24 protein-coding genes and 3 pseudogenes are annotated in these 25822 nt (G+C 70.6%); 12 read left to right on the top strand and 15 right to left on the bottom strand.

All coding sequences use genetic code 11. The features are described from left to right. Nucleotides 1–365: 365 nt before the first annotated feature. The 5 genes from OG780_RS01815 to OG780_RS01795 all read left to right on the top strand — a co-directional run bounded on the left by OG780_RS01815 (nucleotide 366) and on the right by OG780_RS01795 (nucleotide 4186). Nucleotides 366–569 (top strand): cold-shock protein, encoded by a 204-nt coding sequence (locus OG780_RS01815; RefSeq protein WP_103550103.1) that lies wholly within the window; start codon nucleotides 366–368, stop codon nucleotides 567–569. 476 nt (nucleotides 570–1045) lie between these two features. Continuing rightward, nucleotides 1046–2545, top strand: coding sequence for a DEAD/DEAH box helicase (locus OG780_RS01810; RefSeq protein ID WP_328443925.1), 1500 nt, complete (start codon nucleotides 1046–1048; stop codon nucleotides 2543–2545). A gap of 200 nt (nucleotides 2546–2745) precedes the next feature. Beyond that, nucleotides 2746–3105, top strand: a complete 360-nt coding sequence (locus OG780_RS44510) for a CBS domain-containing protein (protein WP_443062089.1) — start codon at nucleotides 2746–2748, stop codon at nucleotides 3103–3105. Between the two features lie 94 nt (nucleotides 3106–3199). Continuing rightward, nucleotides 3200–3517 (top strand): SCO5918 family protein, encoded by a 318-nt coding sequence (locus OG780_RS01800; RefSeq protein ID WP_328443922.1) that lies wholly within the window; start codon nucleotides 3200–3202, stop codon nucleotides 3515–3517. 129 nt (nucleotides 3518–3646) lie between these two features. Next, the gene (locus tag OG780_RS01795) at nucleotides 3647–4186 is read left to right on the top strand and encodes a GNAT family N-acetyltransferase (RefSeq protein WP_328443920.1); all 540 of its coding nucleotides are present in this window, start codon (nucleotides 3647–3649) and stop codon (nucleotides 4184–4186) included. A gap of 241 nt (nucleotides 4187–4427) precedes the next feature. On the opposite strand, the gene OG780_RS01790 is transcribed toward OG780_RS01795, so the two are convergent. Further along, nucleotides 4428–5525, bottom strand: coding sequence for a phosphatidylinositol-specific phospholipase C domain-containing protein (locus OG780_RS01790; RefSeq protein ID WP_328443918.1), 1098 nt, complete (start codon nucleotides 5523–5525; stop codon nucleotides 4428–4430). A gap of 311 nt (nucleotides 5526–5836) precedes the next feature. On the opposite strand from OG780_RS01790, the gene OG780_RS01785 reads away from it, so the two are divergent. The 4 genes from OG780_RS01785 (at nucleotide 5837) to OG780_RS01770 (ending at nucleotide 7971) form a co-directional block, all read left to right on the top strand. Then, complete coding sequence (locus tag OG780_RS01785) at nucleotides 5837–6178, top strand: ArsR/SmtB family transcription factor (protein ID WP_326783178.1); 342 nt, start codon at nucleotides 5837–5839, stop codon at nucleotides 6176–6178. Between the two features lie 3 nt (nucleotides 6179–6181). Then, the gene (locus tag OG780_RS01780; protein WP_328443910.1) at nucleotides 6182–6688 is read left to right on the top strand and encodes an SRPBCC family protein; all 507 of its coding nucleotides are present in this window, start codon (nucleotides 6182–6184) and stop codon (nucleotides 6686–6688) included. Continuing rightward, entirely contained in the window at nucleotides 6688–7356 is a 669-nt protein-coding gene (locus OG780_RS01775) for a dihydrofolate reductase family protein (RefSeq protein WP_328443908.1), read from the top strand. Before OG780_RS01780 ends, OG780_RS01775 begins: the two co-directional genes overlap by 1 nt. Nucleotides 7357–7563: 207 nt before the next feature. Beyond that, nucleotides 7564–7971: a DUF3224 domain-containing protein gene (locus OG780_RS01770; protein WP_328443907.1), complete on the top strand. Its 408-nt coding sequence runs from the start codon at nucleotides 7564–7566 to the stop codon at nucleotides 7969–7971. Between the two features lie 269 nt (nucleotides 7972–8240). Here the strand turns inward: OG780_RS01770 and OG780_RS01765 are convergent, their stop codons facing one another. After that, nucleotides 8241–8936, bottom strand: coding sequence for a hypothetical protein (locus OG780_RS01765; protein ID WP_328443906.1), 696 nt, complete (start codon nucleotides 8934–8936; stop codon nucleotides 8241–8243). Between the two features lie 343 nt (nucleotides 8937–9279). Between OG780_RS01765 and OG780_RS01760 the strand changes: the two genes are divergently transcribed. Next, complete coding sequence (locus OG780_RS01760; protein WP_328443905.1) at nucleotides 9280–9717, top strand: SMI1/KNR4 family protein; 438 nt, start codon at nucleotides 9280–9282, stop codon at nucleotides 9715–9717. 59 nt (nucleotides 9718–9776) lie between these two features. Here OG780_RS01760 and OG780_RS01755 read toward each other — a convergent pair whose 3' ends face one another. The 12 genes and pseudogenes from OG780_RS01755 to OG780_RS01705 all read right to left on the bottom strand — a co-directional run bounded on the left by OG780_RS01755 (nucleotide 9777) and on the right by OG780_RS01705 (nucleotide 23857). Beyond that, nucleotides 9777–10142: a signal peptidase I gene (locus tag OG780_RS01755; protein WP_328443904.1), complete on the bottom strand. Its 366-nt coding sequence runs from the start codon at nucleotides 10140–10142 to the stop codon at nucleotides 9777–9779. Between the two features lie 723 nt (nucleotides 10143–10865). Further along, nucleotides 10866–11738 (bottom strand): alpha/beta fold hydrolase, encoded by an 873-nt coding sequence (locus OG780_RS01750; protein WP_328443903.1) that lies wholly within the window; start codon nucleotides 11736–11738, stop codon nucleotides 10866–10868. Nucleotides 11739–11820: 82 nt separating this feature from the next. Further along, nucleotides 11821–12300: a cupin domain-containing protein gene (locus OG780_RS01745; RefSeq protein ID WP_328443902.1), complete on the bottom strand. Its 480-nt coding sequence runs from the start codon at nucleotides 12298–12300 to the stop codon at nucleotides 11821–11823. After that, nucleotides 12297–13295 (bottom strand): alpha/beta fold hydrolase, encoded by a 999-nt coding sequence (locus tag OG780_RS01740; RefSeq protein WP_328443900.1) that lies wholly within the window; start codon nucleotides 13293–13295, stop codon nucleotides 12297–12299. The genes OG780_RS01745 and OG780_RS01740 overlap by 4 nt, the downstream gene beginning before the upstream one ends. Nucleotides 13296–13365: 70 nt before the next feature. Further along, nucleotides 13366–14154, bottom strand: a complete 789-nt coding sequence (locus tag OG780_RS01735) for an SDR family NAD(P)-dependent oxidoreductase (protein WP_328443898.1) — start codon at nucleotides 14152–14154, stop codon at nucleotides 13366–13368. 108 nt (nucleotides 14155–14262) lie between these two features. After that, nucleotides 14263–15066, bottom strand: a complete 804-nt coding sequence (locus tag OG780_RS01730; protein ID WP_328443896.1) for an alpha/beta hydrolase — start codon at nucleotides 15064–15066, stop codon at nucleotides 14263–14265. Nucleotides 15067–15306: 240 nt separating this feature from the next. After that, entirely contained in the window at nucleotides 15307–16404 is a 1098-nt protein-coding gene (locus tag OG780_RS01725) for an MBL fold metallo-hydrolase (protein ID WP_328443894.1), read from the bottom strand. Between the two features lie 169 nt (nucleotides 16405–16573). Continuing rightward, nucleotides 16574–19708: a helix-turn-helix transcriptional regulator gene (locus tag OG780_RS01720; RefSeq protein ID WP_328443892.1), complete on the bottom strand. Its 3135-nt coding sequence runs from the start codon at nucleotides 19706–19708 to the stop codon at nucleotides 16574–16576. An 87-nt stretch (nucleotides 19709–19795) separates the two neighbouring features. Further along, nucleotides 19796–22699 (bottom strand): helix-turn-helix transcriptional regulator, encoded by a 2904-nt coding sequence (locus OG780_RS01715; protein WP_328443890.1) that lies wholly within the window; start codon nucleotides 22697–22699, stop codon nucleotides 19796–19798. A gap of 152 nt (nucleotides 22700–22851) precedes the next feature. Continuing rightward, nucleotides 22852–23330, bottom strand: a pseudogene (locus tag OG780_RS01710) (IS5 family transposase); the annotation flags it as partial. After that, nucleotides 23317–23661, bottom strand: a pseudogene (locus OG780_RS44505) (transposase); the annotation flags it as partial. The pseudogenes OG780_RS44505 and OG780_RS01710, both read right to left, overlap by 14 nt. A gap of 4 nt (nucleotides 23662–23665) precedes the next feature. Then, nucleotides 23666–23857 (bottom strand): hypothetical protein, encoded by a 192-nt coding sequence (locus tag OG780_RS01705; protein ID WP_328443889.1) that lies wholly within the window; start codon nucleotides 23855–23857, stop codon nucleotides 23666–23668. A gap of 502 nt (nucleotides 23858–24359) precedes the next feature. On the opposite strand from OG780_RS01705, the pseudogene OG780_RS01700 reads away from it, so the two are divergent. After that, nucleotides 24360–24527, top strand: a pseudogene (locus OG780_RS01700) (transposase); the annotation flags it as partial. A 19-nt stretch (nucleotides 24528–24546) separates the two neighbouring features. Here OG780_RS01700 and OG780_RS01695 read toward each other — a convergent pair. After that, a complete protein-coding gene (locus tag OG780_RS01695) occupies nucleotides 24547–25011 on the bottom strand; it encodes an ATP-binding protein (protein ID WP_328443887.1) in 465 nt (154 codons plus the stop codon). A 196-nt stretch (nucleotides 25012–25207) separates the two neighbouring features. Between OG780_RS01695 and OG780_RS01690 the strand changes: the two genes are divergently transcribed. Next, nucleotides 25208–25573: an STAS domain-containing protein gene (locus OG780_RS01690; protein WP_328443885.1), complete on the top strand. Its 366-nt coding sequence runs from the start codon at nucleotides 25208–25210 to the stop codon at nucleotides 25571–25573. Nucleotides 25574–25822: the final 249 nt, after the last annotated feature.

The raw sequence follows: 25822 nt of genomic DNA, 5'->3' as shown, positions 1-25822 counted from the left end.
ACGCGGGCGGCAGTGCGGTTGTAGCGCCGGGGGTTTCCGCGCTTCACCGCATGGTCCCTGAACACAAACGCTGTGACCCCGGCGATCCAATATCTGTGGCGGCGACGTGAGAAATCGGTTCCAGGTGCGATGAGGATTTCTTGATCGGCAGGCGGAGTGAAATAGCCGACAGCGCGCAATCTACCGTTCCGTGCTACTGTCGAGATCAGTTGCAGTTGTGGTTCCCAAAAACTTGTGAGCATCCACCCTGTTCTTGCAGGGTGGTGTTCTTCTGTGTATCCGGTCATTTCCGGCGGGTTAATCATCGCGGCGACGCGGAGTCCGCACAGTGCGGATCCCGAGCACCGTCCCGAAGGAGAATTGACATGGCTACTGGCACCGTGAAGTGGTTCAACGCGGAAAAGGGCTTCGGCTTCATCGAGCAGGACGGCGGCGGCGCCGACGTCTTCGCCCACTACTCGAACATCGCCAGCTCCGGCTTCCGTGAGCTCCAGGAAGGCCAGAAGGTCTCCTTCGACATCGCGCAGGGCCAGAAGGGCCCGACGGCGGAGAACATCGTTTCCGCCTGACACCGGCACGCACGGCGAAGCTGGGGCCCGCACCTTGGGGTGCGGGCCCCAGCTCGCCGCGTTTCCGTCGCACGGTCGCGAGCGTCCCGGCAGTCAGCGGTGAGTTCGCCCCGCCGCCGCGCCTGTGAGGTCCCAGGGTCGCCACTCGAGCCCTCGCCGACCTCCCGTCGCCGCGCTTGATCCCGGTCCGCGTCCCACTCGCTTCCGATTCGCGCCCGGTCCGTTCCCGCCGCAGGCCCACCTCGGGCCCGCTGTCGACCTCATTCCAGGTCCGCGCACGAACGCTATTTCGCGTCACTCCGTATTTCTTCAGTTTTTCGGGACATCGCTGCCGATCCGGCAGGACATCCCGTGAGAATTCTTCACCGGTCCTACGATTCGGTGCCGAATTTCGGTCGGCTCGTTCTCGCGATTCTCTGCGCCGCTCATCGGCTGCGGGAATTCCTTGATACGCGCCAGGTCAAGGAAGGTTCCGCATGAACCGCACACGTACGAACGATCGTTTCGCCCGCACTCGCACCGAGGGCGGCGGCTCCAGAAGGGGCGGCAGCCGCTTCGGGGCCACTTCCGCCGGCGGCCGTTCCGGCTCCTCCGGCAGGACGAAGAGCTACGGACGTCAACCGGCCGCACCCCGGGGCGAGTTCGCGTTGCCGGAGACGATCACCCCCGCCCTGCCGGCCGTGCAGGAGTTCGCCGATCTCGCCCTGCCGGCGCCGCTGCTCGCGGCGCTCGGCCACGAAGGCGTGTCCGTCCCCTTCCCGATCCAGGGGGCGACCCTGCCGAACTCCCTCGCGGGCCGTGACGTACTCGGCCGGGGCCGCACCGGTTCCGGAAAGACCCTCGCCTTCGGCCTCGCGCTGCTGGCCCGTACCGCCGGACAGCGCGCCGAGCCCCGCCAGCCGCTGGCCCTGGTCCTCGTACCCACCCGCGAACTGGCCCAGCAGGTCACCGACGCGCTCACCCCGTACGCCCGCTCCGTGCGGCTGCGGATGGCCACCGTGGTCGGCGGGATGTCGATCGGCCGGCAGGCCGGTGCCCTGCGCGGCGGAGCGGAAGTCGTCGTCGCGACTCCGGGCAGGCTCAAGGACCTCATCGAGCGGGGCGACTGCCGGCTGAACCAGGTCGCCATCACCGTTCTCGACGAGGCCGACCAGATGGCCGACATGGGCTTCATGCCGCAGGTCACCGCACTGCTCGACCAGGTGCGTCCGGAGGGGCAGCGGATGCTCTTCTCCGCCACCTTGGACCGCAACGTCGACCTGCTGGTCCGCCGCTACCTGACCGACCCGGTGGTCCACTCGGTCGACCCGTCCGCGGGCGCGGTCACGACGATGGAGCACCACGTCCTCCACGTGCACGCGGCGGACAAGAGCCGCACGACCACCGAGATCGCGGCACGCGACGGCCGGGTGATCATGTTCCTGGACACCAAGCACGCGGTGGACCGGCTGACCGAGCACCTGCTGAACAGCGGCGTCCGCGCCGCGTCCCTGCACGGCGGCAAGTCCCAGCCGCAGCGCACCCGGACCCTGGCCCAGTTCAAGACCGGGCACGTGACGGTTCTGGTGGCGACCAACGTCGCGGCGCGCGGCATCCACGTCGACCAACTGGACCTCGTGGTCAACGTCGACCCGCCGACCGATCCCAAGGACTATCTTCACCGCGGCGGCCGTACGGCCCGTGCCGGTGAGTCCGGAAGCGTCGTGACCCTGGTGATGCCGAACCAGCGCCGCGAGATGACCCGGCTGATGGCCGCCGCGGGCATTACGCCGCAGACCAGCCAGGTGCGTTCGGGAGAGGCGGAGCTGAGCCGCATCACAGGCGCCCAGGCGCCCTCGGGCGTGCCGGTCGTCATCCGCGCGCCGGTCACGGAGCGCCCGCGCCGTGCCGCTTCCGCCTCCTCCCGGGGCAGGCGTGGCCGCTCCGGCCAGGGCCGGTCCACCGGTACCGCCGCCCCTCGCACCCCCCAGGCCTAGAGTGGAAGCCGCGGCGCCCGGACCACCGTCCGGGCGCCGCGGCGACCTCCGGCACACCGGTCCCCGGTCGCCCGTCATGGGCGACCGGAACCGACGAACGAAGCCCTGCGCCGACGAATGACGCCGACGGCTCGTTCTGAGAACGATGCCGTCGGCCGGTCGCCGCATGTCCCGCCGTACTCACCCAGCAGGAGTCACCTTTGCCGCTCGTCCGGATGCAGCTGTGTTCCGAGGGATCCATCCCCGCCGTCATCGTCCCCAGTGGTGTGATCCCCGCTGGTGTTGTCCCCGCAGATGTCCTCCCCACCGGCGTCGCGGAACACGCGGACGCCTCCGGACCGCGGGTACGGGCCGACATGACCGTCGAGGTGGCCCTGTCCGTCATGGCGGGCGCCCGTGTCGGGTATCTCCTCGTCATTGACGCGGACGACCAGTGCACGGACTCGGTCACCGAGGCCCAGCTCGCCGCCGTCCGCGACGGGGCCGCGTACTCCGACCGGCTCCGCGTACGCGATGTCATCCGCCTCCGCCGCAACCCGGACGCGCTCGCCCCGGTCTGATTCTCGACCTGGCCCCTCGAACGTTCCGCCCGTTCCCGGCGTCCACTCACGCTCGACCCCACCCGGCCCGTTCTCCCGCTACCTGTGAGGCACCATGCGCTGCGTCATCGCCCGCTTCCCGTTCGACCTCTCCAAGAGTGGAGTGCTGGCCTCGATGAAGGGGATCAAGCCCGAGCCGATCACGGGCGAGTCCGTGATCATCGGTCGCTGCCACTACCCCGTCAAGCAGGTGGGCGAGGTCATCACCCGTCAGGACCGCCGCGATTTCACGAGCGGGGAAGTGACCCGGGCCATGACCCGCCTCGGTTTCACCTGCCGCACTCCGCAGGTGGCCACGCCCCCGAGCGCTCTCAGCCCGCTCCAGAACGCCTCCGCGCTGCTCGGTGGCGAGCACCTCCCCGCTCAGGCTTGAGGGACCGTCACGAGCCCGGCCCGGGCAAGTAGCCCGGCCAACCTGTCAACCGGGCGGCTGCAGGCGGGCGTTACCTTGTCACGGCCATCCCTCCCGTCGGGTGGTTCGACCACCTGTTAGCGTGCGCGGATGGAAGATCTGGGACCCGTGGCGTGGCCGCCTGAGCCGATCACGACCGAGAGGCTCGTGCTTCGTGAGGCCGAGCCCCGGGACCGTACGGCGTTCGTCGAGTTGCTCGCCTCGCCCGAGGTACACACCTACCTCGGCGGCCCCCGGCCGCGTGACGAGCTCGAGCGCGAGATGTCCGGGGTGCCCGAGCGGTGGCCCGGGAGTTTCGTCGTTGATCTCGACGGGGCGATGATCGGTCAGATCCTGCTCAGGAGAAATGAAGCGGACCGTCGCCCGGCTGCCGCGGGGAAGGCTGATCTCGGCTACATGTTCCTGCCGCGGGCGTGGGGATCCGGGTACGCGGCCGAGGCGTGCGCGGCGGCACTCGACTGGCTCACCGGCGTGCTTCCCGGCGAGCCGGTGGTGCTCACCACCCAGACCGCCAACGTCCGCTCGATGCGTCTCGCGGCGAAGCTGGGGTTCGTCGAGGTGGAGCGGTTCGAGGCCTGGGGCGCCGAGCAGTGGCTCGGCATGCGGTCCCCGGCCACGCGGTCCGGTTGAGTTAGCGACGCAACTGCGGGTGAGCGCACGCCCATTCATGTGCGAGCGGCCCGCGACCGCGACTTGCCCGCGTGCCTGCCGGGCGTCATCTCTGGCTTCGGAGCATGCGTCGAGCCGGGTGCCCCGATCGGTGTTTCCGACCGGCCGGGACACCCGGCGGGTTGAGCGGCGGAGCGATGTGGCAGCAGAACCGTGGATCAGTCGTGGGTCAGCCCTGGATCAGGCGAAGATCAGCCCTGGATCAGCCGCGTGGCAGGACCAGTGACTGCACGTCCGGCAGGCCCCGCCAGTCGTTCGACGCGACCGTGGCATGCGCCTTGGCCAGCAGCGCGACGCGTGCCGACGCGTCGGACGCCGACGGGCTGACGTCGTCGATCGCCGGCGACACGTTCTGCGAGTCCGTCATGAACAGCAGGTAGTGGTTGGTGTCGTACCAACTCGTGTCGATGCCGTTGTTGATGTAGCCGGCCGCGTCGCCGTCGAATGCCACGAACCAGGGCCGCAGCGTCGTGTCGGAGTAACGGCTGCGCGGGTCGCCCGACGCGGAGTTGTGGACCGAGGGGAAGATGTTCGCCTGTGCGGTGGTGCCCGCGGTGTGCAGGTTGCGCAGGTAGGTCGCGTATTCCTTGTCCGTCCACAGGGTGTCGGTCGGGTTGTTCTCCTCGACCGTGCCGGGGATGATCTCCAGCAGCACCTTGCCCGCCAACTGCGCCCGGGTGGGCCAGTTTCCGGCCTTGGCGGCTTCGTCCAGGGTGGCGTACTGGCCGCCGCCGGGCTTGTTCAGCAGGTCGTTCGGCTTGTAGACCAGGCCGCCCAGGTGTGCGGTGATCGACTGGTCCAGTTTGGCCGGGCTCATTCCGAGGTTGGCCTGGAAGCCGGCTTTCATCTCCAGCTTGATGATCAGCGGCCCATGGCCGGGGTGCGCGCCGAGCCACACCCGGACGTCGTCCAGGCAGGTCTCCAGGTTCTTGTTGGCGCTGCCGGTGTACAGGTCGGCGGCCGAGGAGGCGTTGACGCAGTTGTTGCCGTTGCTGGTCAGACTGCTGTGACTGACCTTCCACTCCTGGGTGAAGAAGTCGTCCCAGACGTCCAGTTCGATCATCGAGGTGCCGGTGTCGAGCCCCTGGGCGAGGTAGGTGAACGCGCTGGGGTCGTAGGTGTTGTGGATTCCGGACGTGGTGGTGCCGGACACCTGTAAGGAGTTCGTGTCCCCGGCGAAGGCGGTGGCGCCTCCGGCGGCGCCGGACGCCAGGAACAGACTCAGCACGCCGATCAGCGCTGTACGCGGCGCGGCGAGCGGACGCAAGGAAAATCTACGGCGGTTCATCGAACCGGTCACGGCTCCTTCATCGTGAGGGTGACTCTCCGTCCGGACGGTGACGGCTGTGCATGAATCGACGGAGACATGACACGTAACGCGATCGAGAATCCTGCTGTCAGCTACGATTCCGGCCGATCTTTTCCAGACGTCGGATGCCGGTGCAGGTCGTGGGCGCGACCGAGTTCCACGGCTACGTCCCGGATCACCAGGAGTGCCTGAAGCCGGCCGGCGTCCTGCCGTCGGCTTCGGCGTCCCTGCGGCAAGCGATGGACGGGACACGGGAATGATCCCGGCTTGATGTATTCCGATATAGGAATATGATGGTTGCCATGGCACGAGCAGCGACGACGTCGGACGCGTTCAACGCGATCGCCGAGCCGCAGCGCCGGGACATCCTGGCGCTGCTGCGGGCGGGTGAGCGGCCGGTGACCGAGTTGGCCCAGGAGTTGGGGATGAGTCAGCCGGGGGCGTCCAAGCACCTGCGGGTGCTCCGGGAGGTGGGGCTGGTGCGGGTCCGCGGGGTGGGCAAGCAGCGCCTCTACGGCCTGGACGCCCGCGGGCTGCGGCCGGTCCACGAGTGGGTCGGCGGATTCGAGCGGTTCTGGAACGAGAGTTTCGACCGGCTGGACACCTACGTGCAGGACCTCAAGCAGACACGGCAGGAGGACTGACCGATGGCAGAGGCAAGGCAGGAGACACGGGCGGTGCCGGAGACGGCCGACCGGGAGATCGTGATCTCCCGGGTCATCGACGCCCCGCGGGAGCTGGTGTTCGAGGCGTTCACCGAGGTCCGGCACCTGTCGCGGTGGTGGGGGCCGGAGGGGTTCACCACCACCACGCGATCCTTCGAGTTCCGCGAGGGCGGCGAGTGGGAGTTCGTGCTGCACGGGCCGGACGGGACCGACTACTCCGAGTGGATCCGCTGGCTGCGGATCGCCCCGCCGGAGCGGATCGCGCTGCTGCACGGTGAGTTCCGCGACGACCCGGACGCCTTCGAGTCGGTCCTGACCTTCGCGCCGGACGGCGCGGCGGCCCGGATCGTGATGCGCACGGTGTTCCCCACCAAGGAACTGCGCGACGAGGCGGTCGAGAAGTACCACGCGATCGAGGGCGGCCGGCAGACCCTGAGCAACCTGGCGGCCTACGTCACCGACCTCGCGCGGAAGGGGGCGGAGGGCTGATGGCCGGGAAGGTGTTCTTCAGCGTGTCGATGTCGCTGGACGGCTTCATCGCGCCCGTGCCCGTGCCCGTCGAGGACGAGCTCTTCGCGCCCGGCAAGCAGAGCGACCCGGACGTGCAGCGCTGGATGGCGCAGTGGACGGAACTGCAGCAGTGGGTCTTCCCGCTGCGGTTCTTCCGGGAGAACCTGAAGTTCGGCGAGGGCGGCGAGGAGGGACGCGACAACGACATCGCGCAGGAGACGTTCGAGCGCACCGGCGCGAGCGTCATGGGCAAGCGCATGTTCGACCTCGGCGAGCCGTCATGGCCGGAGGAGGCGCCCTTCCACACCCCGGTCTTCGTCGTGACGCACACCAAGCGTGACCCGTGGGAGCGGCCCGGAGGCACCAAGTTCCACTTCGTCAACGACGGTATCGAGCACGCCCTCGAACAGGCCCGCGAGGCCGCCGGCGACCGCGACGTCCGCATCGCCGGCGGCGGCGCGACGATCCTGGAGCACCTGAACGCCGGCCTGGTGGACGAGTTCTCGATCGCGCTGTCACCGGTGCTCTTCGGCACCGGCACCCGTCTGTTCGACGGCGTGGACGCGTCTAGGGTCGCGCTGGAGCCGGTCCGTTCGGAGCCGTCGTCGCGAGTGACACACCTGACCTACGCCGTGCACCCACGGTAGTTGCGCCACCAGTCACCCTGGCGACCCGAGCACCCACGGCGCACACACTTGAATCAGTCGGCCGTCACGGTCGACTGCGTACAGCCGCATCCCTCGGCTGGGCGGACTCCAGGCCTGTGAGCGGACCGATCCGGGAGTAGTCGAACGAAGCGGTGGCCTTGGTCGCTACTCAGTGGCGATGTCAGTGGTGCGGCATACGATCCGGGGATGCGAGCTTCAGGAACGTTCACAGTCGCCGACTTCACCCCGGCACCGGTACCGAGTCCCGCAATCGAGACGGCGCTCCCTGTCGGTGTCGCCACGATGGAGAAGCGTTACGAAGGCGAGGTCGCCGGGCGCTCCGCCACGTTGTTCACCGCCGCGTTCGATCAGTCCAGCGGGGTGGGGACGTATGTCGCCATGGAGTCCTTCGAGGGGACGCTCCATGGGCAGGCCGGCGCCTTCAATTTTGCGCACTCCGCGACGACCCTGGGCGAAGGGCGAGAAGGCGAGTTCTTCGTCATCGTGCCGACCAGTGGAACGGGTGCGTTGGCCGGGATCACCGGGACCGGCGGCGTCGCTGTCGACGAGGACGGCACCCACCGGATCTGGTTCGACTACGAGCTCGGCCGCTAGGGCGTGTCCGCAAAGTCGCGCCGTCCGCCCGCCGGGCAGGCGCGACTTTGCGGACACGCCCTAGGCCGACACGTCATGAACGGAGCCGGCGTCGGATCGAGGCGACGGCGACGGTGCCGTGGAAGACGTAGACGCATTGCTACGCCGAGCTCGGCACCCGGACGGCGGGCCCGGCGGCCGGGCCGAACGCCTAACGAGAGCGCTATGTCCGCTGGTGCAACCACCCCACCAGCGCCCCCAGTTCGGCGGACAGCCGCCCGGGCAGTGGGTCACGAATCGATCGTGTCCGGCTCCTCGGTGGTGTCCGCAAGCAGTCGGGCCATCAAGGCCTGACCTTCCTGCCCCATCAGATCATCGGGGCCGTAGGAGCGCTTCGGCCAGTACGCCCGCCCGTCGATCCACGGGACGCCCATCGGCAATCCGTCCGTCCGGCCACGGAGTTCGAGCTCGCCGACGGGCTCCACAGGCAGGTCGGCCGGGAGCTTGCCCGCCCCCAGGAACCGACGCCACGTTTGAGGCAGAGGCCTGAGTTCCAGCACCGCATCGGGTCGGACGTCGTCGCCCCCGGCGGCCGGGAACAGCACCAGCAGGGCGATCCCACCCCAGGGCGGGTCGTACACCAGGGCATACCGCTTGGGCACGGGGCCGGGCGCGCAGGCCGCACGGGCCAAGGTCCTGGCCGTCGCCCCACCGGCTCCACGGAGTTGGTAGGCCCCGAAAAGCGCCATGCCGACCGATACCGCGAGCGGGAACCAGGCATCGGGCAGTATCGACGGGCCGCCCAGCCGGCAGATCGCCAGCAGAAGAAGCGTGAAGACCAGCGCCGTGGCCAGGGTGGACAGACCTGAGATGGTCCGCAGCGTCCGTACCCGCCACCACCGGACCTTGCGGATGTCCGCCTCGCGGCGGCTGCGTGCCGTGGGCCTGGTCAGCGCCGCCTGGCGCCGCGCCTCGGCCATCAGCATCGCGTACGTGGGTGCGCCTGATCTCGGCGTCGGGCTTGTTCCATCGTCGTGCGACATCGGGCCCCTCTTCTCCGCGGGCATCACTCCGCGCCCCAAATAGCTGTAACGGGCACCGACTTTAGGCCCTCAAAGGTTTCGCAGGCGCACCGGGCCTGGCTCGGAGGACGAGCGCCTCACGCTCTGCGGCGCGCAGTTCGCGAAGTGCCGCGCGGAAGGGCGGGCTGTAGCCGGGAGCTGTGCGGTGGGCCGTCCACTGCGTCCTACGCGTCGGCGTTGGTGGTGAGAGAGCGCGCGATGTCAGCGTCGAAATCGCTGAACTCGCCCGCGACGTAGGCTTTGGACCATGTGGAGAGAGACGGCGGCGCAGACCTTCCCCGGTGTGGGCCTGCGGGAGGCGGTTCAGGAGTCCGGCCTTGCCGTTGCGCAGGAGCGGCTCGGGCGGCCCCTGCCGGCCGAACTGCGGGCGCTGCTCCTCGAAAGCGACGGGGTGATCGGACACACCGACACGGACACCGTCTGGCCCCTGGACCGGATCGTCGAGCAGAACCTTCTCTTCTGGTCGGACGAAACGCTCGCCCGGCTGTACATGTCCTTCGACGCTTTCCTCTTCTTCGGGGACAACGGAGGCGGCGACCAATTCGCCTTCGTGCAAAGGCCCGAGCGTCCCGACATCTTCGTCTGGGAGCACGAGAGCGACAGTCGCCGCTGGGTCGCCGGCGGTCTGCGGGACTACCTCGGCCGCGCGCTGCGCACCGGCGGAGACGACTGGTACCGGTCCTGACGTCCGTCTGACGGGGGTGAGGGGAACCGTTGGGGGTCGTTACCAGCGGCGGAATCGCCCTAAGCGGTCGCCTTGTAGCCGGAGAGTGAGGGCCATCGGACTGTCAGAACCACGGACTCTTCCTCCGCGAACCAGGAGTGGTCGACGCCCCGGCCCCACAAGACGTAGTCCCCTTGCTGGGCCAAGAGAACGCTGCGTCCGGGCAGTTCCACCCGGAAGCGTCCGCTGATGAGGACCAGCAGGGCGGTGCGCTCTTCGCCCGTCACCCACTGGGCCCGCTCATCGCCCTGCGGGTGGACGCCCCATTTGATCTCCACGGCTTCGCTGTGCCGCGGGTCGGAGGCGTCCTTGAAGTGTCCCAACAGCCAGCCCCGGTCCAGTGCCGCGTCCTTGCCCGCGTTGCCCACATACACGCTGTCGTTCATGGCTCGGAAGGTAGCAGCCGACTACGTCAGCCCTCACAGGGGCGACTACAGCCACACATGGCCGGGGGCGGGTCAGGCGAGGGGCTGTCAAACGAGCGGTGTAACTGGGACAGTCGGGATTACTGACGGGCCGTTGAGAGACGGCTGTCGAAGGTGATGCCGAAGGTACACGAAGGCACCAGCCGCGCCGCCTGTCTTCACCTCGGGCGCCGCCTCGACCTCGCCGTGTTCTCACTGCTCCGCCCCCGAATGGGAAGAGCTCAGCAGCCCTCGCGCTTGGGATGCATGACAAGACAGGGAGCGGATCGGCCAGCCAGTTTCAGCCGGCAGGGGCTCCTGACCGTCGTCGGGCTAGATCCAAATTCAGGTCCGGGCCGGTCGGCCATGGTTGCCCGTGTGGTCGTCTCGGTCGAGCGGATCCAGATCCTCCTGGTCCCGACCACAGCGCCGGCCGCCGGCCTGGTCGGCGGTGACATCTCGCCCCGTCGGCGCCGGCAGGTCGACGACGCCCTCGCCGCACCCGTCTTCGAGTTCCACGACGTGGACCGCCCCACCGCGCCGGCGGTCTCGGAACTGGCGACCATGGCCGGCGTCGACCTCGTCACCGCCCACGCCGCCCCGGCTGGCCGGTGCTCACCGCCCACCCGGCCGAACCGCACAAGGTCCACCCCGGGATCGAGACCGTCGAACTCCCCTGAGGTCGGCTTCATCCGAACTCGACGGTCAGTCGGTCGCCTTGGCGGCCTGGACTATCAGGTTCTCGACGCGGCCGGGGTGGGAGAGCATGACCAGGTGGGACGCGCCGTCGACCACGACGGTGTGAGCGCCGGCCCGCCGGGCCATGAACTTCTCGGTCGCGGCCGGGATCGCCTGGTCGGCCCCGGCGACGAGGTACCAGGACGGGATCGTCTTCCAGGCCGGCACGCCGCTCGGCGCCTGGAGGGCGGCCAGGTCCACCGGGCGCTGCTGGGCGGCCAGCAGCTCGGCGTCGGATCCTCGCAAGTCGGCCGCCATGACGGTGCGGAACTTCGCCGGGTCGACGTATCCGTCCGCGCCGCCGCCGCCGGCGACCGCGTAGGGCCGGACGACGAGCGCCTCGCCGAGCTGGCTTCCGGGGTTGAGACCGACCAGCGCCAGACCGCTCTCGCCCTGGTCGGGAGCGAAGGCCGCGATGTACACCAGGGCCTTGACGTTGGCGTGCCCCACCGCGGCGTTGGTGATCACCTCACCGCCGTACGAGTGGCCGACCAGGATCACCGGCCCGGGGACGGAGTCGAGGAGGCTGCCGACATAGGCCGCGTCGGAGTCCAGGCTGCGCAGCGGGTTGGCCGCGGCGATGACCGGATAGCCGTCGTGCCGTAGCCGGGCGACGACCCCGCTCCAGCCGGAGGAGTCGGCGAAGGCGCCGTGGACCAGGACGACGGTGGGCTTGGGGGTGTGCCGGGCCTGCGCGGCCACCGCCGACGGAGCCGGTGCCGAGGAGGCCGGGGAGACGGCTGGCACGGTCAGGACGGCGACGGCCAGGGCGGCCGGGATGGCCACGCGCCGGTGGAACCAGCGGTTTCCGTGCGGCGGGACTGACGGGGTTCCGGGCATGGCGGAGTCCTTCTCTCGGTAGGGCCGCTGGCAGGTCTGCGGCAGTGCGCGGCGTACGGGATCGCACGTCGCAGGGGGGTGGTCAGGCGGTCGGCGGCGGGCCTGCGACGCTCACGCGGAAGGACTCCGCGGAGGCGAGGATGTTCCCGATGTCGAAGGCGGGGGCCACGTCGTCGAGGCGGGTGGCGGGAGTGCCGTTCGCGCTGAACCACCCCTCGACCCGTGACGGTGTGAAGGCCACGGCGAGACGTGCGGTCTCCGAGCGGACCAGGTAGCTGTGGGGCACCCCGCGCGGACCGAACGCGATCTGGCCGGGTTCGAGTTCGTGCCGCTGGTCGCCGACGAAGAACGAGACCTCTCCGTCGAGGACGATCCAGACCTCGTCCTCGTCCGCGTGGATGTGGCGCGGGGGCGCGTGGCCGACCGTGTCGAAGAACTCCATGACGCTGAGGGCTCCGCCGGTCCTGCTGCCGGGGACCAGGATCCGGGCCCGGCCGCCGAGGAACCAGAAGGGTTCGCTGCCGGCTCCGGCGAAGGTGTTGTCGGGAAAGGGCGCGATCACGACGTGCGCCCGAGGAAGGAGAGCAGGAGTGCGGTCGTCTTCACGGGGCGCTCCTCATAGATCCAGTGGCCGGAGTCGGGGACGACGACACCGGTGACCTTCTTCGCGTACCGGCGGACCTGGTCGGGTACGGCCTCGCCGAGGCTGCCCGAGGCGCCGATCGCCAGGACCGGCATGGTCAGCTTCGTCCGCCGGTTGACGGCGTTGTCCTCGACGTCCTGAGGGAAGGTCCGGAACCACTTGAAGCTCGCCGACAGATGGGCCGGGTCCTTCAGGGCCTCGGCGAACACGGCTATGTCGTCGTCGGTGACGGAGCCCTTGCGGACTTCGAGGCTGTCGACGAATCCGCCCACCCACTCCTCTTCGCGACCGGCCACGACCGTTTCGGGAAGGCCGTTGGCGAGGGAGAAGAAGCCGAAGTTCCAGGCGGCCGGGCCGGCGGCGGTCAGGGACGGGAACTTGTAGAGGCTCGCGTCCGGGATCGGGGCCTCGCTGAGGACGAGCTTCTTCACGTCGCGGGGGTGCGCGGCGGCGTAGGAGTAGGCGACCATCGAGCCGATGTCGTGGCCGACCAGCCGAATGTCGTCGGCGTGCCCGATTCCGCGGAGCGGTGTGTGGACGGCTGCGGCCATCGACTTCTTGTCGTAGCTGTCGGCCGGGGCGTCGCTCTTGCCGGCGCCGGGCAGGCTGGGCGCGATGACGGTGTAGTGCTGGGAGAGCTCCGGCAGGAGGGCGCGCCACTCGTACCACGTCTCCGGGTAGCCGTGGAGCAGGACGAGGGTCGGACCGTGGCCGCCGATCACGTAGTCGAGGCTGGCGGCCTTGTGTTCGGTGAACCCGGCCGGTACCAGGGGGGCGGCGGACGGGGTCGCGGTTGTCGCGGTCTTGGTGTGCGGGGTCGCGGCGGAGAGGGTGGCGGCGCTGAGGCCGAACGCCGCGGCGATCGCGAGCGGTGCCAGGACGCGTGGCCGAAAGAAGGCATGACGGTGCTTCACAGGTGCTCCAGTCAAGGGGAAGGCGTGGCTGTGGCGATGAGAGTGCTTGCGGCTGTGGCTGGGCCTGGGGTTACAGGGTGCTGACGAGACCGCCGTCGACGACGAAGTCGGACCCGGTGATGTTCGCGGCCCGGTCGCCGGCCAGGAACACGACGAGGTCGGCGACCTCGTCGGGGCGGGTGAACCGGCCGGTGGCGGCGTCGGCGGCGGCCCGCTCGGCCACGGCGCCGGCGGAGCCGCCGGTGGCGGCGGCGACCGTCGCGGCGACCCCGTCGCGCGCCAGCCACAGACCGGTGGTGACGGGGCCGGGGCTCACGGTGTTGACGCGGACGCCCCGCGGGCCCACCTGCTTGGACAGGGACTTGCAGAAGTTCGACAGTGCGGCTTTCGACGCGCTGTAGTCGATCACGAGCGGGTCGGGCAGGAACGCGTTGACGGAGCTGACCGTCACGATGCTCCCCGCTCCGCGCTCCAGCAGGTGGGGGAGCGCGGCCCGGGTGGTGCGTATGGGGGCCAGAAGGTTGACGGACAGCGTCGCGGCCCAGTCGTCGTCGGTCACCGCGAGGAAGCCGTCGGTGCGGGGCCGGACGGCACCCACGTTGTTCACCAGAATGTCCAGGCCGCCGTAGGCGAATGTCGCGGCGGCGACCAGCTCGGCCGGTCCTTCGGGCGCGGTCAGGTCCACCGCGACCGTGAGGACGTCGCCTTCGGCGGCCAGCGCCCGCAGCTCGGGGGTGATCTCCCGCGAACCGGTCACGACCCGGGCACCCTCACGTACGAGTGCCCCGGCCACGGCGAGTCCGATGCCGCGGCTCGCGCCGGTGACGACCGCGGTCCTGCCGGTCAGGTGCAGATCCATGCCAGGGCCCTTCGATGATGCCGGTGCTGTCGGTGGAGTGCGGTTCGGAGAAAGCGCCGTTCAACGGAGGCTTTGTTCAACGGAGTCGCCGTTCAACGGAAGCGCCGTTCAGAGGGAGTGCCGCCGCAGCCAGTCCAGTGCGGTGTCGGCGACCTCGCGCCAGCCGCCGTCGATCGTCAGCGAGTGTCCGCGGTCGGGGAAGTCGGTGATGTCGGTGACGGCGTCGGAGTGCCGGTACTGCTTGAGGGTGGCCCGGACGACGGCCTCCGGCACCGTGTGGTCCTTGCCGCCGGTCATCAGCAGCAGCGGTCCGCGCGAGCCGTTGCCGGTGTCGACCTTGGCCGGCGAGTGCGGGTTGAAGTTGGCGGCGGCGGCCTCGAACAGGGGCTTGCCCGGGGCGGGGATCGCCCATCGCTCGAACAGCTCAACCGACTCCTCCTCGGACACGGCGTTGCCGAACGCGAAGCGGAACTGGTCGGCCGTGAGGGAGACCGCGCGGTGCTTGTTGCCAGGGTTCTTGAACACAGGCAGCGTCGCGCGCAGCGCGGACAGCGGCAGCGGGAGCACTCCCTTGATCTGGGCGGCGTCGATCGCGACGGCGGCGGCCGCCAGGTTCTGCCCGAGGAGTTTCTGCGCGATCATGCCGCCGAACGAGTGCCCGATCACGATGGGCTGGGTCGGCAGCTCCCGGATGATCGCCGCGTAGTGGTTCACCACCTCGTCGATTCCGTGGTCGGCGATGCTCTCGGGGTTGGCACGGGCCTCCTCGACGGTGCCGGGGTCGCCGGGCCAGCCCGGTGCGACCGGGGCGTAACCCTCCCGCTGGAACAGGTCGAGCCAGGGGGCCCACGAGCTGGCGTGCAGCCACAGGCCGTGGATGAAGATGACGGGGACGGGGGTCGGTGACGTCATGACGACCTCTCGGTTCGGTCGGTGCGGTGGGTACAGCGATGTGATCGATACGGCGGTGCGGCCGGTACGGCCAGGTGTCCGGCGCCGGGCCAGCACACCACGGGGGCGAAGGCGTTCGTACCGGGGAAAGACCCCAGTGCGTCCGTGCCGGAATCGTGGGTGGACTCCGGAGCGGGGCTGGGGTGACGCGCCTGCTCGCGCGTCCGTTCCCACCCCACCCCCGTCCCCCGGGAGCTCCGATTACGGACGGGTGCCGAAGGGACCCAGGAGCCCGGCGTCGATCCGCAGCGATTCGAGCATGGTGGCCGCGTTGTCGAGGGTGAAGACGTCGGCCGCGGCGAGGACGCCGGTGTACTTGGCGATCACCGGACCGGCCGCCTGCTGAGCGACGGCGTCCAGGTAGGTCTTGAAGATCGCCCAGGAGTTCCCGGACGGGCCGTACTTCTGGAAGAACGGCGTCGGGTCCAGGGACATCGCGGCCTTCACGCTGTCGGTGAGGTCGGCGATGTACCGCTTCTGCACGTCGCCGTCGGCGCGCACCCCGAGCCGGCCGAGGTGTCCGCCGACCAGGGTCGTCCAGGGGTAGCTCATCGCCGTGTCCTGGGCCTTCACCCAGGCGGGGATGTCCTGCGAGACGGCCAGGTTCTTGAACGGCACCCAGCCGGGATAGAGGACGTCCACCACCATCAGCGTCGCGTGGTCGGGCGCGTAGACGAAGATGTTGTCCGGGGAGTGGTTGGGGCCGTGGTAGGCGAGCTCCAGGCGTTCCCCGCCGACGCGCAGGTCGAAGTGGTCGTCGAAGGTCACGGTCGGGAGCGGCCGGTTGGGGTCGGCCTCCAGCCGGAGCAGCCGGCGGGTCTCGCTGTGCGCGATGCGCACGACGTGCTTGCCGAAGAGGTGGGCGGAGCCGATGTGGTCGGCATGGGTGTGGGTGTAGACCAGGTGGGTGACCTTCGGCGGCCGGCCGTTGGCCCGGGTGACCTCGGCGATGGCGCGCAGCAGGTTGTTCCCGATGGTCGGCGGCGCGTCGACGAGCACCACCCCTTCGCGGGTGCTCAGGAACATCGCCTGGTAGTAGGCGTCGGTCACCCAGTACAGGTTGCCCTTGATGCGGCCGACGAAGTAGCCCTGCTCGTTGAGCGCGGGGCCGGTCGCGGCGGTGGGGACCGGGGCGAAGTCGGGAAGATCCGTCGAAGCGGTGGCGGTGGCGGCGTGTGCCGTGCCCGACAGCGCCTCGCCGACGAGGACGGCCGCGGTGGGGACCGCCAGCGCGGCCGTCGCGGTCCTGAGGAACGACCGGCGGTTCGCGGTCGTGGTGGGGCGGGGTTCCGGTGTCATGGGTCGAGGCCTTCCAGGGGGCCGGCGGAGTCGTCGTCGGCGGCGGGTGCGGCCATAGCAGGACACCACCCGCGTTTCCTGGTTCGTATCGGGGAGAACCCCCAGTCCCGGCGCGTGCCCGGACCTCGACCGGACTGGGGATGCCGTCCGCCAGTGACGGACGACAGGCTCATTTCTCGCTGGTCAGCAAGGAGTTGAGCTGTCGCCGGGAGGTGATGTCGAGTTTCCGGAAGATCTTGTTGAGGTGGTACTCGACGGTCGACTGCGTGATGAAGAGCCGGGTCGCGATCTCCGTGTTGGTGGTTCCGTGCGCGGCGAGGATGGCGATGCGCCGTTCCTGCGGAGTGAGGTCGTGCTCGGTGAGGTCGTGCGGGGAGCGGCCGGCGCGCTTGCGGGGGTGCGCGCCGGTGGCGAGGAGCTCGGTCCGGGCCCGCTCGGCGAAGGCGGCCGCCCCCATGTCGGTGAACATCCGGTACGCGTGCCCCAGTTGGGTCCGGGCGTCGGTGCGGCGTTTGCGCCGGCGGAGCCATTCACCGTAGACGAGGTGGGTGCGGGCCAGTTCGGTGCGTACCTGGGTGCGGTCGAAGAGGTTCAAGGCCTGGGCGAAGTGGGGTTCGGCCCGGTCGTGGTCGGCCGAGACCAGGGCCCGGCAGCGTTCCAGGAGTCCCAGGGCCCAGGGCGTGCCGGCCAGCAGGGCGCGTTCTTCGAGGCGGGTGAGGGCCTGTCGGGCCGTGGGCCGGTCGCCGCAGCGGGTGGAGGCCTCGATGAGATCGGGCAGGGCGCGGGGGGCGCCTCCGGCGTTGTCGGCGTCGAAGGTGACGCGCGCGTGGGCGGCGGCCTGGACGTAGTTCCCCAGGCTGAGTTCGAGGACGGTCAGGCTGTTCCGGGCCCAGTCGGCCAGACCGCCGTGCGCGTGCCGGCTGGCCAGGTCGCGTACGAGGAGGTCCGCGGCCGTGCGAGCCGCCGATTCCTGGCCGCTCCAGGCCAGAAGCTCCACACGGTAGGCCAGGCCGGGTGAGGGCTGGCCGATGACGGCGGCGAGGTCCTGCGCCTCGTCCAGGCACGCGGTGGCGGTGGCGAACCGGCCGGCTCGGAGCTCCCAGGTGGACCGGACCACCAGGGTGGAGCGCAGTGCTCCCAACGCGCCGATGGCGCGCTCGTGTGCCTCCACGAGCTGGGCTGCCTCCGCGCCGCCGGTCTCGTCCCAGACCTCCTCGGCGGCGTAGAGGGCCAGGGTCGCCGCGCGTAGGCCGTGCCCGACCACGTCGGTGTCCCGTTCCAGGGCGGCGAGTGCGGCCTGGAGGAGAGGCAGGGCGGCCTGGTAGTCGCCGTGCATCCGCAGGGCGAAGCCTTCGAGAAGGAGGTCGGCGCTGCTGGGGAGGGCGGACGGCTCAGGTGTCGGGGGCACGACCGCCGTGGTGACGGCCGGCGGGGCGGCAACTGGCGGGGCGGCGGCTCGCGGGGCGGCGAACGGTGAGGCCACGGTCAGCGTGGTCAGGGCCGAGGCCTCGGCCGACGGGGCGAAGACCGCTGGTGCCAGGGCCGCCGGCGTTGGAGCCGCCGGTACCAGGGCACGCGGGGTCACGGTCGGCGCGAACAGGGCGGGCGATGCCAGGGTTGGCGGGGTCGCGGCCGGCAGGTTCGTGGCCACGGCCGGTGGGGTCGGGACCACGACCGGCGCGGACCCGGCCGGCGCGGGCAGCGCCGGCGGGCCCGGGGCCAGCGGGCTCAGGGCGGGTGAGGTCAGGATCGTCACGCCGAGTTCCTGGCGGGTCGCCGCGTCGTGTTCACCGCACAGCACGGCCAGGAGTCCTTCCAGCAGGATGGACCGGGCCAGAGCGCGGTCCGTGTCCGCGACCACGCCGGCCGCGGCCAGCAGCGGCGATCCCAGGCCCGCGAGCCGTCCGAAGTAGATGTCGGTGGTGGCCTGGGTGAGCAGGGCACGGGCCCGCAGGACGGTGTCGCCGCCGGCCAGGAGCGGCTGGGCCTGCGCGAGGAGGGACTGGGCCGTAGCGGGATCGCCCATCACGAGATGGGCCCGGGCGGCCTCGACGAGCCGCACCGCCCGGTTGGCCTGGGAGAGCTGTGCCGCTCGGGCCAGGAGGGCGGCCCGTTCGGCATAGCCGCCGCGCCCGCGGGCCAGTTCCGCCGCCGCGACCAGTTCGTCGGCCACCTCGTCGTCGAGCCCGACGGTCGCCTCGGCGCGGTGCCAGGCCCGCCGCTCGGGGTTGCGCAGCGCATCGCTGACGGCGGCGAGCGCGGCGTGGACACGCCTGCGCTCACCGGCCGGGGCGCTGCGGTAGACGGCCGAGCGGATCAGCGGGTGCCGGAACTCCAGCAGCCGCCTGCCGGTGAGCACGCCCGCGGATACCGCCGCGTCCGCGGCCTGCGCGAAGACGCCCAGTTCCGCCGCCGCCCGCCACAGCAGCAGCGCGTCCTCGGGCGGCGCGGCCGACAGCAGTACCAGGAAGGTCCGGGTCTCCGGAGGCAGGCCCTTCACCAGACGTCCGAAGTGGTTCTCCAGCCGGGCTCCCACCGGCAGCGGTTCGAGCAGCGGGGCCGTCCCGGCCAGGTGCGCGGGGCTCAGCGCCTGGGCGCTCTCCATCAGTGCCAGGGGGTTGCCGCCGGCGTCGGCCACGATGCGCGCGGCCACCGCCGCGTCCACCCGCCCCTCCACGCTGTGCCCGAGCAGCTCGTGCGCCTGGGCGCCGGCCAGTCCGCCGACCGTCAGAGTCTCCAGCCCCTCGAACGCGCCTGGTCCGCCCGGTTCCTCGCGGCCCGCGACCACCAGGCCCAGAGCCTCCGCGCCCAGCCGCCGGGCCACGAACGCCAGCGCGTCGCGGGACTCGCGGTCCAGCCACTGCACGTCGTCGACCAGGCACAGCAGCGGCCGTGCCGAGGCGGCGTCGGCCAGCAGCGTCAGGGCGGCCATACCCACCAGGTAGCGATCGGCCCGGGGCGCGGCCAGCATCCCGAACGCGGAGGCCAGTGCCTCGTGCTGGGGGGCCGGCAGCGACTCCAGACCGTCCAGGAAGGGCCGCAGCAGACGGTGCAGGCCCGCGAATCCGAGCCGCGCCTCGGACTCCGTCCCGGCGGTGCGTACGACCCGCAGGTCGTTCGAGGTCTCAGCGAGGTGGTCCAGCAGCGTGGTCTTGCCGATACCGGCCTCGCCGACGACGACGAGCGCCGCGCTCATACCGTCACGCACGCCCGCGACCAGGTCGGACAGGGCCCGCAGTTCCTCGTGTCGACCGGTGAGCGGAACCCGGCGGGTGCGGGCTCCGGCCCGGGAGCGTCCAGTCATGCCCTCAGGAGATCACCCCGGAGGCCCCGGGCCCCTGGGGGTCGACCCTAGTGTGACCGCCGACGTGCCGCTGCCGCTGCGATGCCGTCAGGGCTGCGGGGTCCGGAGCGCCTGTGCGAGGTGGCGGCGTGAGGTGATGCCGAGCTTGGCGTAGATGTTCGACAAGTGGTACTCGACGGTCTTCTGGGTGACGTAGAGCTCCGTCGCGGCCTCCTGGTTCGTCTTTCCGCCGGCGATGAGGTGGGCGACCGACAACTCCCGCTCGGTCAGCGCGAGTACGTGCTGCCGGGCGTGGGCGGGAGCGGTGAGTCCCATGGCGGCGAGATCCGTCTCGCAGCGCTGCAGGAACGGTTCTGCCCGCAGGGCGTCGAATCGGTCGTGGGCCGACTTGAACCACCGTGCGGCCTCCCGCCGGGAGCCGGTCCTGGTCGCCACCAGGAGCCTGCCGTAACCGTGTTCCAGCATCGCGCGGAACAGCGGGGCGTCCTCGCCGGCGTCACCGACCCCGTCGGTCTCGACGGGGCTTCCGGCGGCGTCGGGCCCATCGGTGCCGTCCGTCTTCCCGCCCAGAGCCTGGGCGTAGATCGCCAGCGCCTCACGCGGCCGCCCCTGGGCTTCGGCGAGTTGGCCGCTGAGCCGGGCTCCCACGACCCGCAGATATCCACTGCCGTCGTAACCGCGCCAGAAGTCGTCGAGGGCCCAGGCGGCGGCCGCCAGCCGTCCCGTCCCGGTGAGCGCTTCGACCAGCAGGGACTGCTGCCACAACCACAGGGGCTTGAACCGCAGGCGTACCCGATCGCCCTCGTCCCCGTCCTCGGCTCCGGTTCCGGTCACCGGCTCGACCAGCGGAGCCAACGACCTCACCATGGCGGCGTGGTCACCCCGGGCCTGCGCCAGCACCGCCCCCGCCAGTCCGGCGTACACGCGTTCCGCCGGTGGATCTCCCAGCATCCGGTTGATCCGCTCCAGGGCCTCGACGGACTCCTGGGCCGCCTCCCAGTGCCCGCGCCCCGCCTGTACGCACACGGCCGCGAACCACGTGGCCGCGTCGCCGAGGACGTGGTCGTGGGCCGCGGCGATCGCGAGCGCCCGGTCCGCCGCGCTCTCACTGGCATTCCAGTCACCCGCGAGGTACTCCACCACCGCCAGCAGAGACGACGACAGATGGCTGAGCTTGGACCCCGCGCCCAGCCGGTCGCGGTGTGCCACGGTGACCAGATCGGCCCGCGCCGCGGCCAGCCGGCCCAGGAACAGGTGCATGACACCACGGGTGGCCAGCGTCGCGAGCTGGTCGTTCGGCGCATCGGCGGCCTCGACGGGAAGGTGCGCCAGGTCCAGCAGCGCCGCACCGGGCCCCTGGTCCCACATCCGGCCCGTGGCCAGCACCGCGCGGATGAAATCGGACGTGCCCGCGTCGAGGTCACCGATCGCCAGCGTCTTGCCCGCGATGTCGGCCGTCCGCGCGCCCCGGCACTGCCGGATCGTGATGACGGTCAGAAACGTACCGGCCAGGAGCGCCACCCAGCTCGCGTCCGGATCGGCGAGCGCCTCCTGCCAGGCCTCGGACAACCGAGTCTCGGCCACGGCCAGCCGGCCCGCCAGGAGGTCCATGACCCCCAGCACACAACTGCGCAGCGTTCCCTCCGCGCACTCCTCCACCTGCGCCCTCAACCGCACGGCGGCCCACGGCTGCAAGGTCAGCAGCCACTGCGCACAGGCCGTGAGCAGACGCCGCTCCCGTTCCAGGCGGTCGCCGGACAACGACGACGCCCACAGCAACCGGGTGGCGGCCAGGGCGTTGCGGCCGGCGAGGGCCTCGGCGTTCGCCGAACGCTCCAGGTCGGCCGCCAGAACAGGGTCATCGGACGTGGCCGCGGCCACACGATGAGCCCAGGCCGCCCCCGAACCCACCACCTCGGCCGCGGCGGTGTGCAGCGCGCGCCGTCGCTCGGGACCGATCCCCGCGTAGACCGCGTCCCGCTGCAACCCGTGCACCAAGGCCACCGGCCCCACGGAATCCGCCGGCCACCACCGCACCAGACCCGCCGCCAGCGCCGGTTCGAGCGCCCGCACCGCGTCGTCCACCCCGGCCACCCGCGCCACACCCACCAGGGGGAACTTGCCGTCCAGTACCGCCAGCGCCTCCACCAGGGCCACCGAATCGGCGGGAAGGCGCCCCAGTGCGGCCCCGATCCCCGCCCGCAGCGACTGGTGGACCGGCCACCGCCGTGCCGACTCGTCGCCCAGCACCTGAAGCGGTACCTCCGCCAGGACCGTGCGGACGTAGAGGGGATGGCCCTTCGTGTAGCCGTGCAGCCGTGTCACCAGCTCCGGTGTCACACGCACCGCCAACAGGCGCCGGGCCAACTGGTCGACCTCGTCCTGTCCGAGTCCGCCGACCTCGACCCGCGCCGCCCGGTCGACGGACCGCACCAGCCGTTCCAGCGCCTGCCCGCTCTGCTCGCTGTCCGTACGGGTCGCCATCAGCACCAGCACCCGGTCGGCCCAGAGCCGGCGCACCACGAATCCCAGCACCTGCGAGGACAGCGGATCGGCCCAGTGCGCGTCGTCGACGACGACCGCGACCCCGCCCCCGGACTCCTGCAGCGCGCCCAGCAGCAGCAACAACTGCCCGCCCAGGGCGTGGGGCGACACCCCCGCCGTGTCCGGCCGCGCCAGCAGCGGGAACCGGGCCGCCAGATCCCTGTCCACCCGCCTCGCCAACTGGCTCAGCACACCACCGGGCAGATCGGTCTCCGAGGGATCGCCCACCGCCCACAGCACCGTGAAGTCCTCCAGCGAGGAGACCACCCGGCGTATCAGAGCGCTCTTGCCGATCCCCGCCTCACCCTCGACGACCGCCAGCCATGCCTCACCGCCGCGCACCTTGTCCACACACGCCGCGAGCCGCTCGGACTCGGACCGCCGCCCGACGAAGACCTCACGTTCATCGTTCGCGCTCGCGTCGGACGCGCTGCCGGCCACGCTCATGTCTTGGTCTCCCGGAGAGGACGGATCGGGGCATGCGCCGCAGGTGCGAGCGAGATCATCTTATCGTCGACGCCATTGCCGGGGCGGGGAGTTGAGGAGTGATCCCACCGGTCGGACGCGTGCTCGTCCGGAGCTGACACCGTGTCCTGCATGGTCAGCTTGAGGAAGCGCTTGTAGCAGCAGATGGCGGCGGCGAGACCAAGGAAGGCCGGGGGTAGTTGCGGGGGTGGTGCTCGTAACGAGGGGACAGGCGGCGGTATCCGGTGAGCCAGGAGATCGTGCGCTCGATGACCCACCGTCGGCGGCCCAGGCGTTCGCTTGAGTCGATTCCCTTGCGTGCGATGCGGACGCCAATGTGCCGGCTGTGTAGCCATTTCCTCAGGTCAGGGAGGTCGTAGGCCTTGTCGGCGTGGAGTCGCTCGGGCTTGGAATACTCGCTGTGGGATCCGTGTCCTACGTGGAGATGGGCGACCATCGGCTTCAGCCCGAGGCTGTCGTGAGTGTTCCCTGCGGAGAGGCCGACGCGTAGAGGCAGTCCGTTCACGTCGGACAGGACACGCATCTTGGAACCGGGCTTGCCCCGGTACACGGGAGACGGACCTGCAAGTTCGCCTTCTTTTTTTGCGGGCGTCGGCGGCGTGCTGGTGAGCACGGTTGATCGTGGGGTCGACGGCGACGGTTCATTCCACCCGGCCCACGGCGTCGTCGCGGACCTGGACGTGCTCCAGCGGTTTCGCTCAGGTGCCGTCCGCCTCCCAGCGGGCGAACCGCTCGTAGACGGTCTGCCACGGCCCATAGCGCTCGGGCAGGTTGCGTCACGGAGCTCCGGTCCGCAGTCTCCGCGGCGCCCCGTTGACCACCTGTCGGTGATCACGCCACGGACGGCCACGCCTGTCCATCTGCGGCAGCAGGGGCGCTATCCGCTCCCATGCCGTGTCCGTCAACTCGCCTCGACCTGCCACAAGATCAGTCATCCGCGTGATCGTTGTCGGACTCGCATGCGGGGTCCGTCACGAACCGGCTCAGGCGATACCCCGACGGGTACTTCAGGCGGCCGCACAGCGTGTCGATCCGGATCATCGACGCGTCGACTCCCTCGTCTTGCAGGTGGCGCACGTGGACGCGCAGCTCCGCACGGTCTCCGCTCTCGAAGACCACTTCCCATCGTCCCGCGCCCGGCGCCGTGCGAGCGGCAAGCCGCTGCCTCTCCGCCTCTTGTCGCCGCTTTCTCTTCCCCTGCCCTGGCACCGGCTCAGAATCCCTGGTCGGAGCCAGAGGAGCAAGGCAATTGAAGCCGGCACAACCCGGCGGAGTGATCATTTGCCGGACACGGTCCAGCGTTGCGCCAGTGGTTCGTCGTCAGATCTGGCGGTCCCACTTCAGTGCTGCCCGCCGGGTCTGCTCCTCAGAGTCTGAGTGGACCGCACGTCAGCCGGTAGGCCTCCTGGACCCAGGGCTCCTTGGTGTGGGGGTTCACGCCGCAGGCCAGGGATGCACCTACTCCGCCGAACCAGGTGCTCACGCTGCCGTAGACGTCACCGGCTTCCACACCTGGGCCCGGGAGGCCAGCGGCATCACCGTGGAGGTGGTGCAGCGCCGCGATGGCGGGTTCCGCTCAACCTGGGCTCGGGTGGGAGAGCCGCCTCCGGCAGTGCCCACCTTCGCGGTGGTGCCGCGGCGCTGGGTGGTAGAGCGGACGTTTGCCTGGCTGGGACGGTGCCGCCGCCTGTCGAAGGACTACGAGTACCTGCGTGTGTGTTCGGAGAACGCCATCTACCTCTCCATGGCCGTGCTCCTCGTGCGCCGCCTCGCAAGACCAGCCCACTGACAGGCTTTTCAGACGCCCTCTAGCCGACACCCGCTGCACCGGCCCCGGTGAGGGCGACAAGGACGATGACGCGTTTGCCGACCGGTGTCGTCTCTACAGTGAGGGACTGGGCGAGCGCGGTGACGATCTCCAGCCCGTGCCGGCCGATGCGTTCGGGGTCCGGAGCCTCGGCGGCCGGCAGCGCGGGGTTGCTGTCCCACAGTTCGACCTGCAGCACGCTGTCGGCGACCCGCAGGCGCAGGAGAGCAGGACCCGGCGCGTACTTGCGGGCGTTGGTGACCAGTTCACTCACGATCAGCTGGACGATCTCCACCGTGGCCGTCACCACCGGGACGCCCTGCGTGTGCCTGACCTTGTCCAGGAACTCCGTGGCGAGATGGCGGGCCTGGGCGATGCGTGAGCCGTCGCTGTTGAGCGCCAGCGAGGCCTCCATCAGCGAGGGACCGCTCAGTTCCCCGCCACTTTCGTCAGCTGATTGATCCATCTTTGCCCGCTTCCCTGTCCCCGCCAGGTACCCCACCCGGCACCGCTCACGCACCGACCAGGACGTTACCCACGCACTGACCGGGACGCGTTACCTGTGGCACAGCCACACGGACGCGGCACCCGTAGGATGCCGTTCTTGACAGCCCTTCAGCCCGAAGCGATGACCTGGTACGACGAGGAATACAGAAGGGCACGTGGCAGATATTCACGACACCGCCGGGCAGCCCGCCCGACTGTCCATCACCCAGACCGTCACCGCAGGCATCCGTGTCCTGTCCCTGACCGGTGAAGTCGACGCCGACAACGTCGACACGCTGCGCCAGGCCCTGCGCATGGAGGAAGACAGCGGGCCGTTGACCGTGCTCGACCTCGGGGCGGTCACCTTCATGGACTCCAGCGCCATCAGCGTCCTGGCCGGCGCCCACCGAGACGCCGACGCGGCGGGCGGCTGGATCCGGATGGCGGCCCTGACCCAACCGGTCCAACGGGTCGTCGAAATCGTCGGCCTCGACACGGTTATCGCCTGTTACCCCACCCTCGCCCAGGCCCTCAAGCCCTGACCGGCTGACACCGGGGTCGGGGCGGCCTGGTACCTCGGGGGGAGGATGTACCGGGCCGCCACACCCCCAACCTGCCCTTGAACGCCGGCTGCCGCCACGCCGCACGGGGGAGCAGCCCCCAGGACAAGAGACCGGTCGCGCCAGGCGTTCCGGGACCGGGTACAGCCGAGAAGCCTGAGCCGGCCAGCTCCGGTACGACGGAGTCGCTGCCCCACTGCTCAGCTTGTACCAGCGGGCGAGGTTCCGGCG

Source organism: Streptomyces sp. NBC_00386, from assembly GCF_036063235.1.
GTDB lineage: Bacteria > Actinomycetota > Actinomycetes > Streptomycetales > Streptomycetaceae > Streptomyces.
Note: the sequence above shows the minus strand (reverse complement) of the source record. Positions and strands in the feature narration are given on the sequence as shown.

Bases quoted from the DNA above. Each gene is read 5' to 3' on its own strand.
- OG780_RS01755 (WP_328443904.1), bottom strand. From the start codon at position 10,142: ATGAACGACAGCGTGTATGTGGGCAACGCGGGCAAGGACGCGGCACTG.
- OG780_RS01695 (WP_328443887.1), bottom strand. From the start codon at position 25,011: ATGGATCAATCAGCTGACGAAAGTGGCGGGGAACTGAGCGGTCCCTCG.
- OG780_RS01760 (WP_328443905.1), top strand. From the start codon at position 9,280: ATGTGGAGAGAGACGGCGGCGCAGACCTTCCCCGGTGTGGGCCTGCGG.
- OG780_RS01715 (WP_328443890.1), bottom strand. From the start codon at position 22,699: ATGAGCGTGGCCGGCAGCGCGTCCGACGCGAGCGCGAACGATGAACGT.
- OG780_RS01725 (WP_328443894.1), bottom strand. From the start codon at position 16,404: ATGACACCGGAACCCCGCCCCACCACGACCGCGAACCGCCGGTCGTTC.
- OG780_RS01795 (WP_328443920.1), top strand. From the start codon at position 3,647: ATGGAAGATCTGGGACCCGTGGCGTGGCCGCCTGAGCCGATCACGACC.
- OG780_RS01750 (WP_328443903.1), bottom strand. From the start codon at position 11,738: ATGCCCGGAACCCCGTCAGTCCCGCCGCACGGAAACCGCTGGTTCCAC.
- OG780_RS01815 (WP_103550103.1), top strand. From the start codon at position 366: ATGGCTACTGGCACCGTGAAGTGGTTCAACGCGGAAAAGGGCTTCGGC.
- OG780_RS01765 (WP_328443906.1), bottom strand. From the start codon at position 8,936: ATGCTGATGGCCGAGGCGCGGCGCCAGGCGGCGCTGACCAGGCCCACG.
- OG780_RS01775 (WP_328443908.1), top strand. From the start codon at position 6,688: ATGGCCGGGAAGGTGTTCTTCAGCGTGTCGATGTCGCTGGACGGCTTC.
- OG780_RS01800 (WP_328443922.1), top strand. From the start codon at position 3,200: ATGCGCTGCGTCATCGCCCGCTTCCCGTTCGACCTCTCCAAGAGTGGA.
- OG780_RS01785 (WP_326783178.1), top strand. From the start codon at position 5,837: ATGGCACGAGCAGCGACGACGTCGGACGCGTTCAACGCGATCGCCGAG.
- OG780_RS01810 (WP_328443925.1), top strand. From the start codon at position 1,046: ATGAACCGCACACGTACGAACGATCGTTTCGCCCGCACTCGCACCGAG.
- OG780_RS01730 (WP_328443896.1), bottom strand. From the start codon at position 15,066: ATGACGTCACCGACCCCCGTCCCCGTCATCTTCATCCACGGCCTGTGG.
- OG780_RS01780 (WP_328443910.1), top strand. From the start codon at position 6,182: ATGGCAGAGGCAAGGCAGGAGACACGGGCGGTGCCGGAGACGGCCGAC.
- OG780_RS01720 (WP_328443892.1), bottom strand. From the start codon at position 19,708: ATGACTGGACGCTCCCGGGCCGGAGCCCGCACCCGCCGGGTTCCGCTC.
- OG780_RS01770 (WP_328443907.1), top strand. From the start codon at position 7,564: ATGCGAGCTTCAGGAACGTTCACAGTCGCCGACTTCACCCCGGCACCG.
- OG780_RS01735 (WP_328443898.1), bottom strand. From the start codon at position 14,154: ATGGATCTGCACCTGACCGGCAGGACCGCGGTCGTCACCGGCGCGAGC.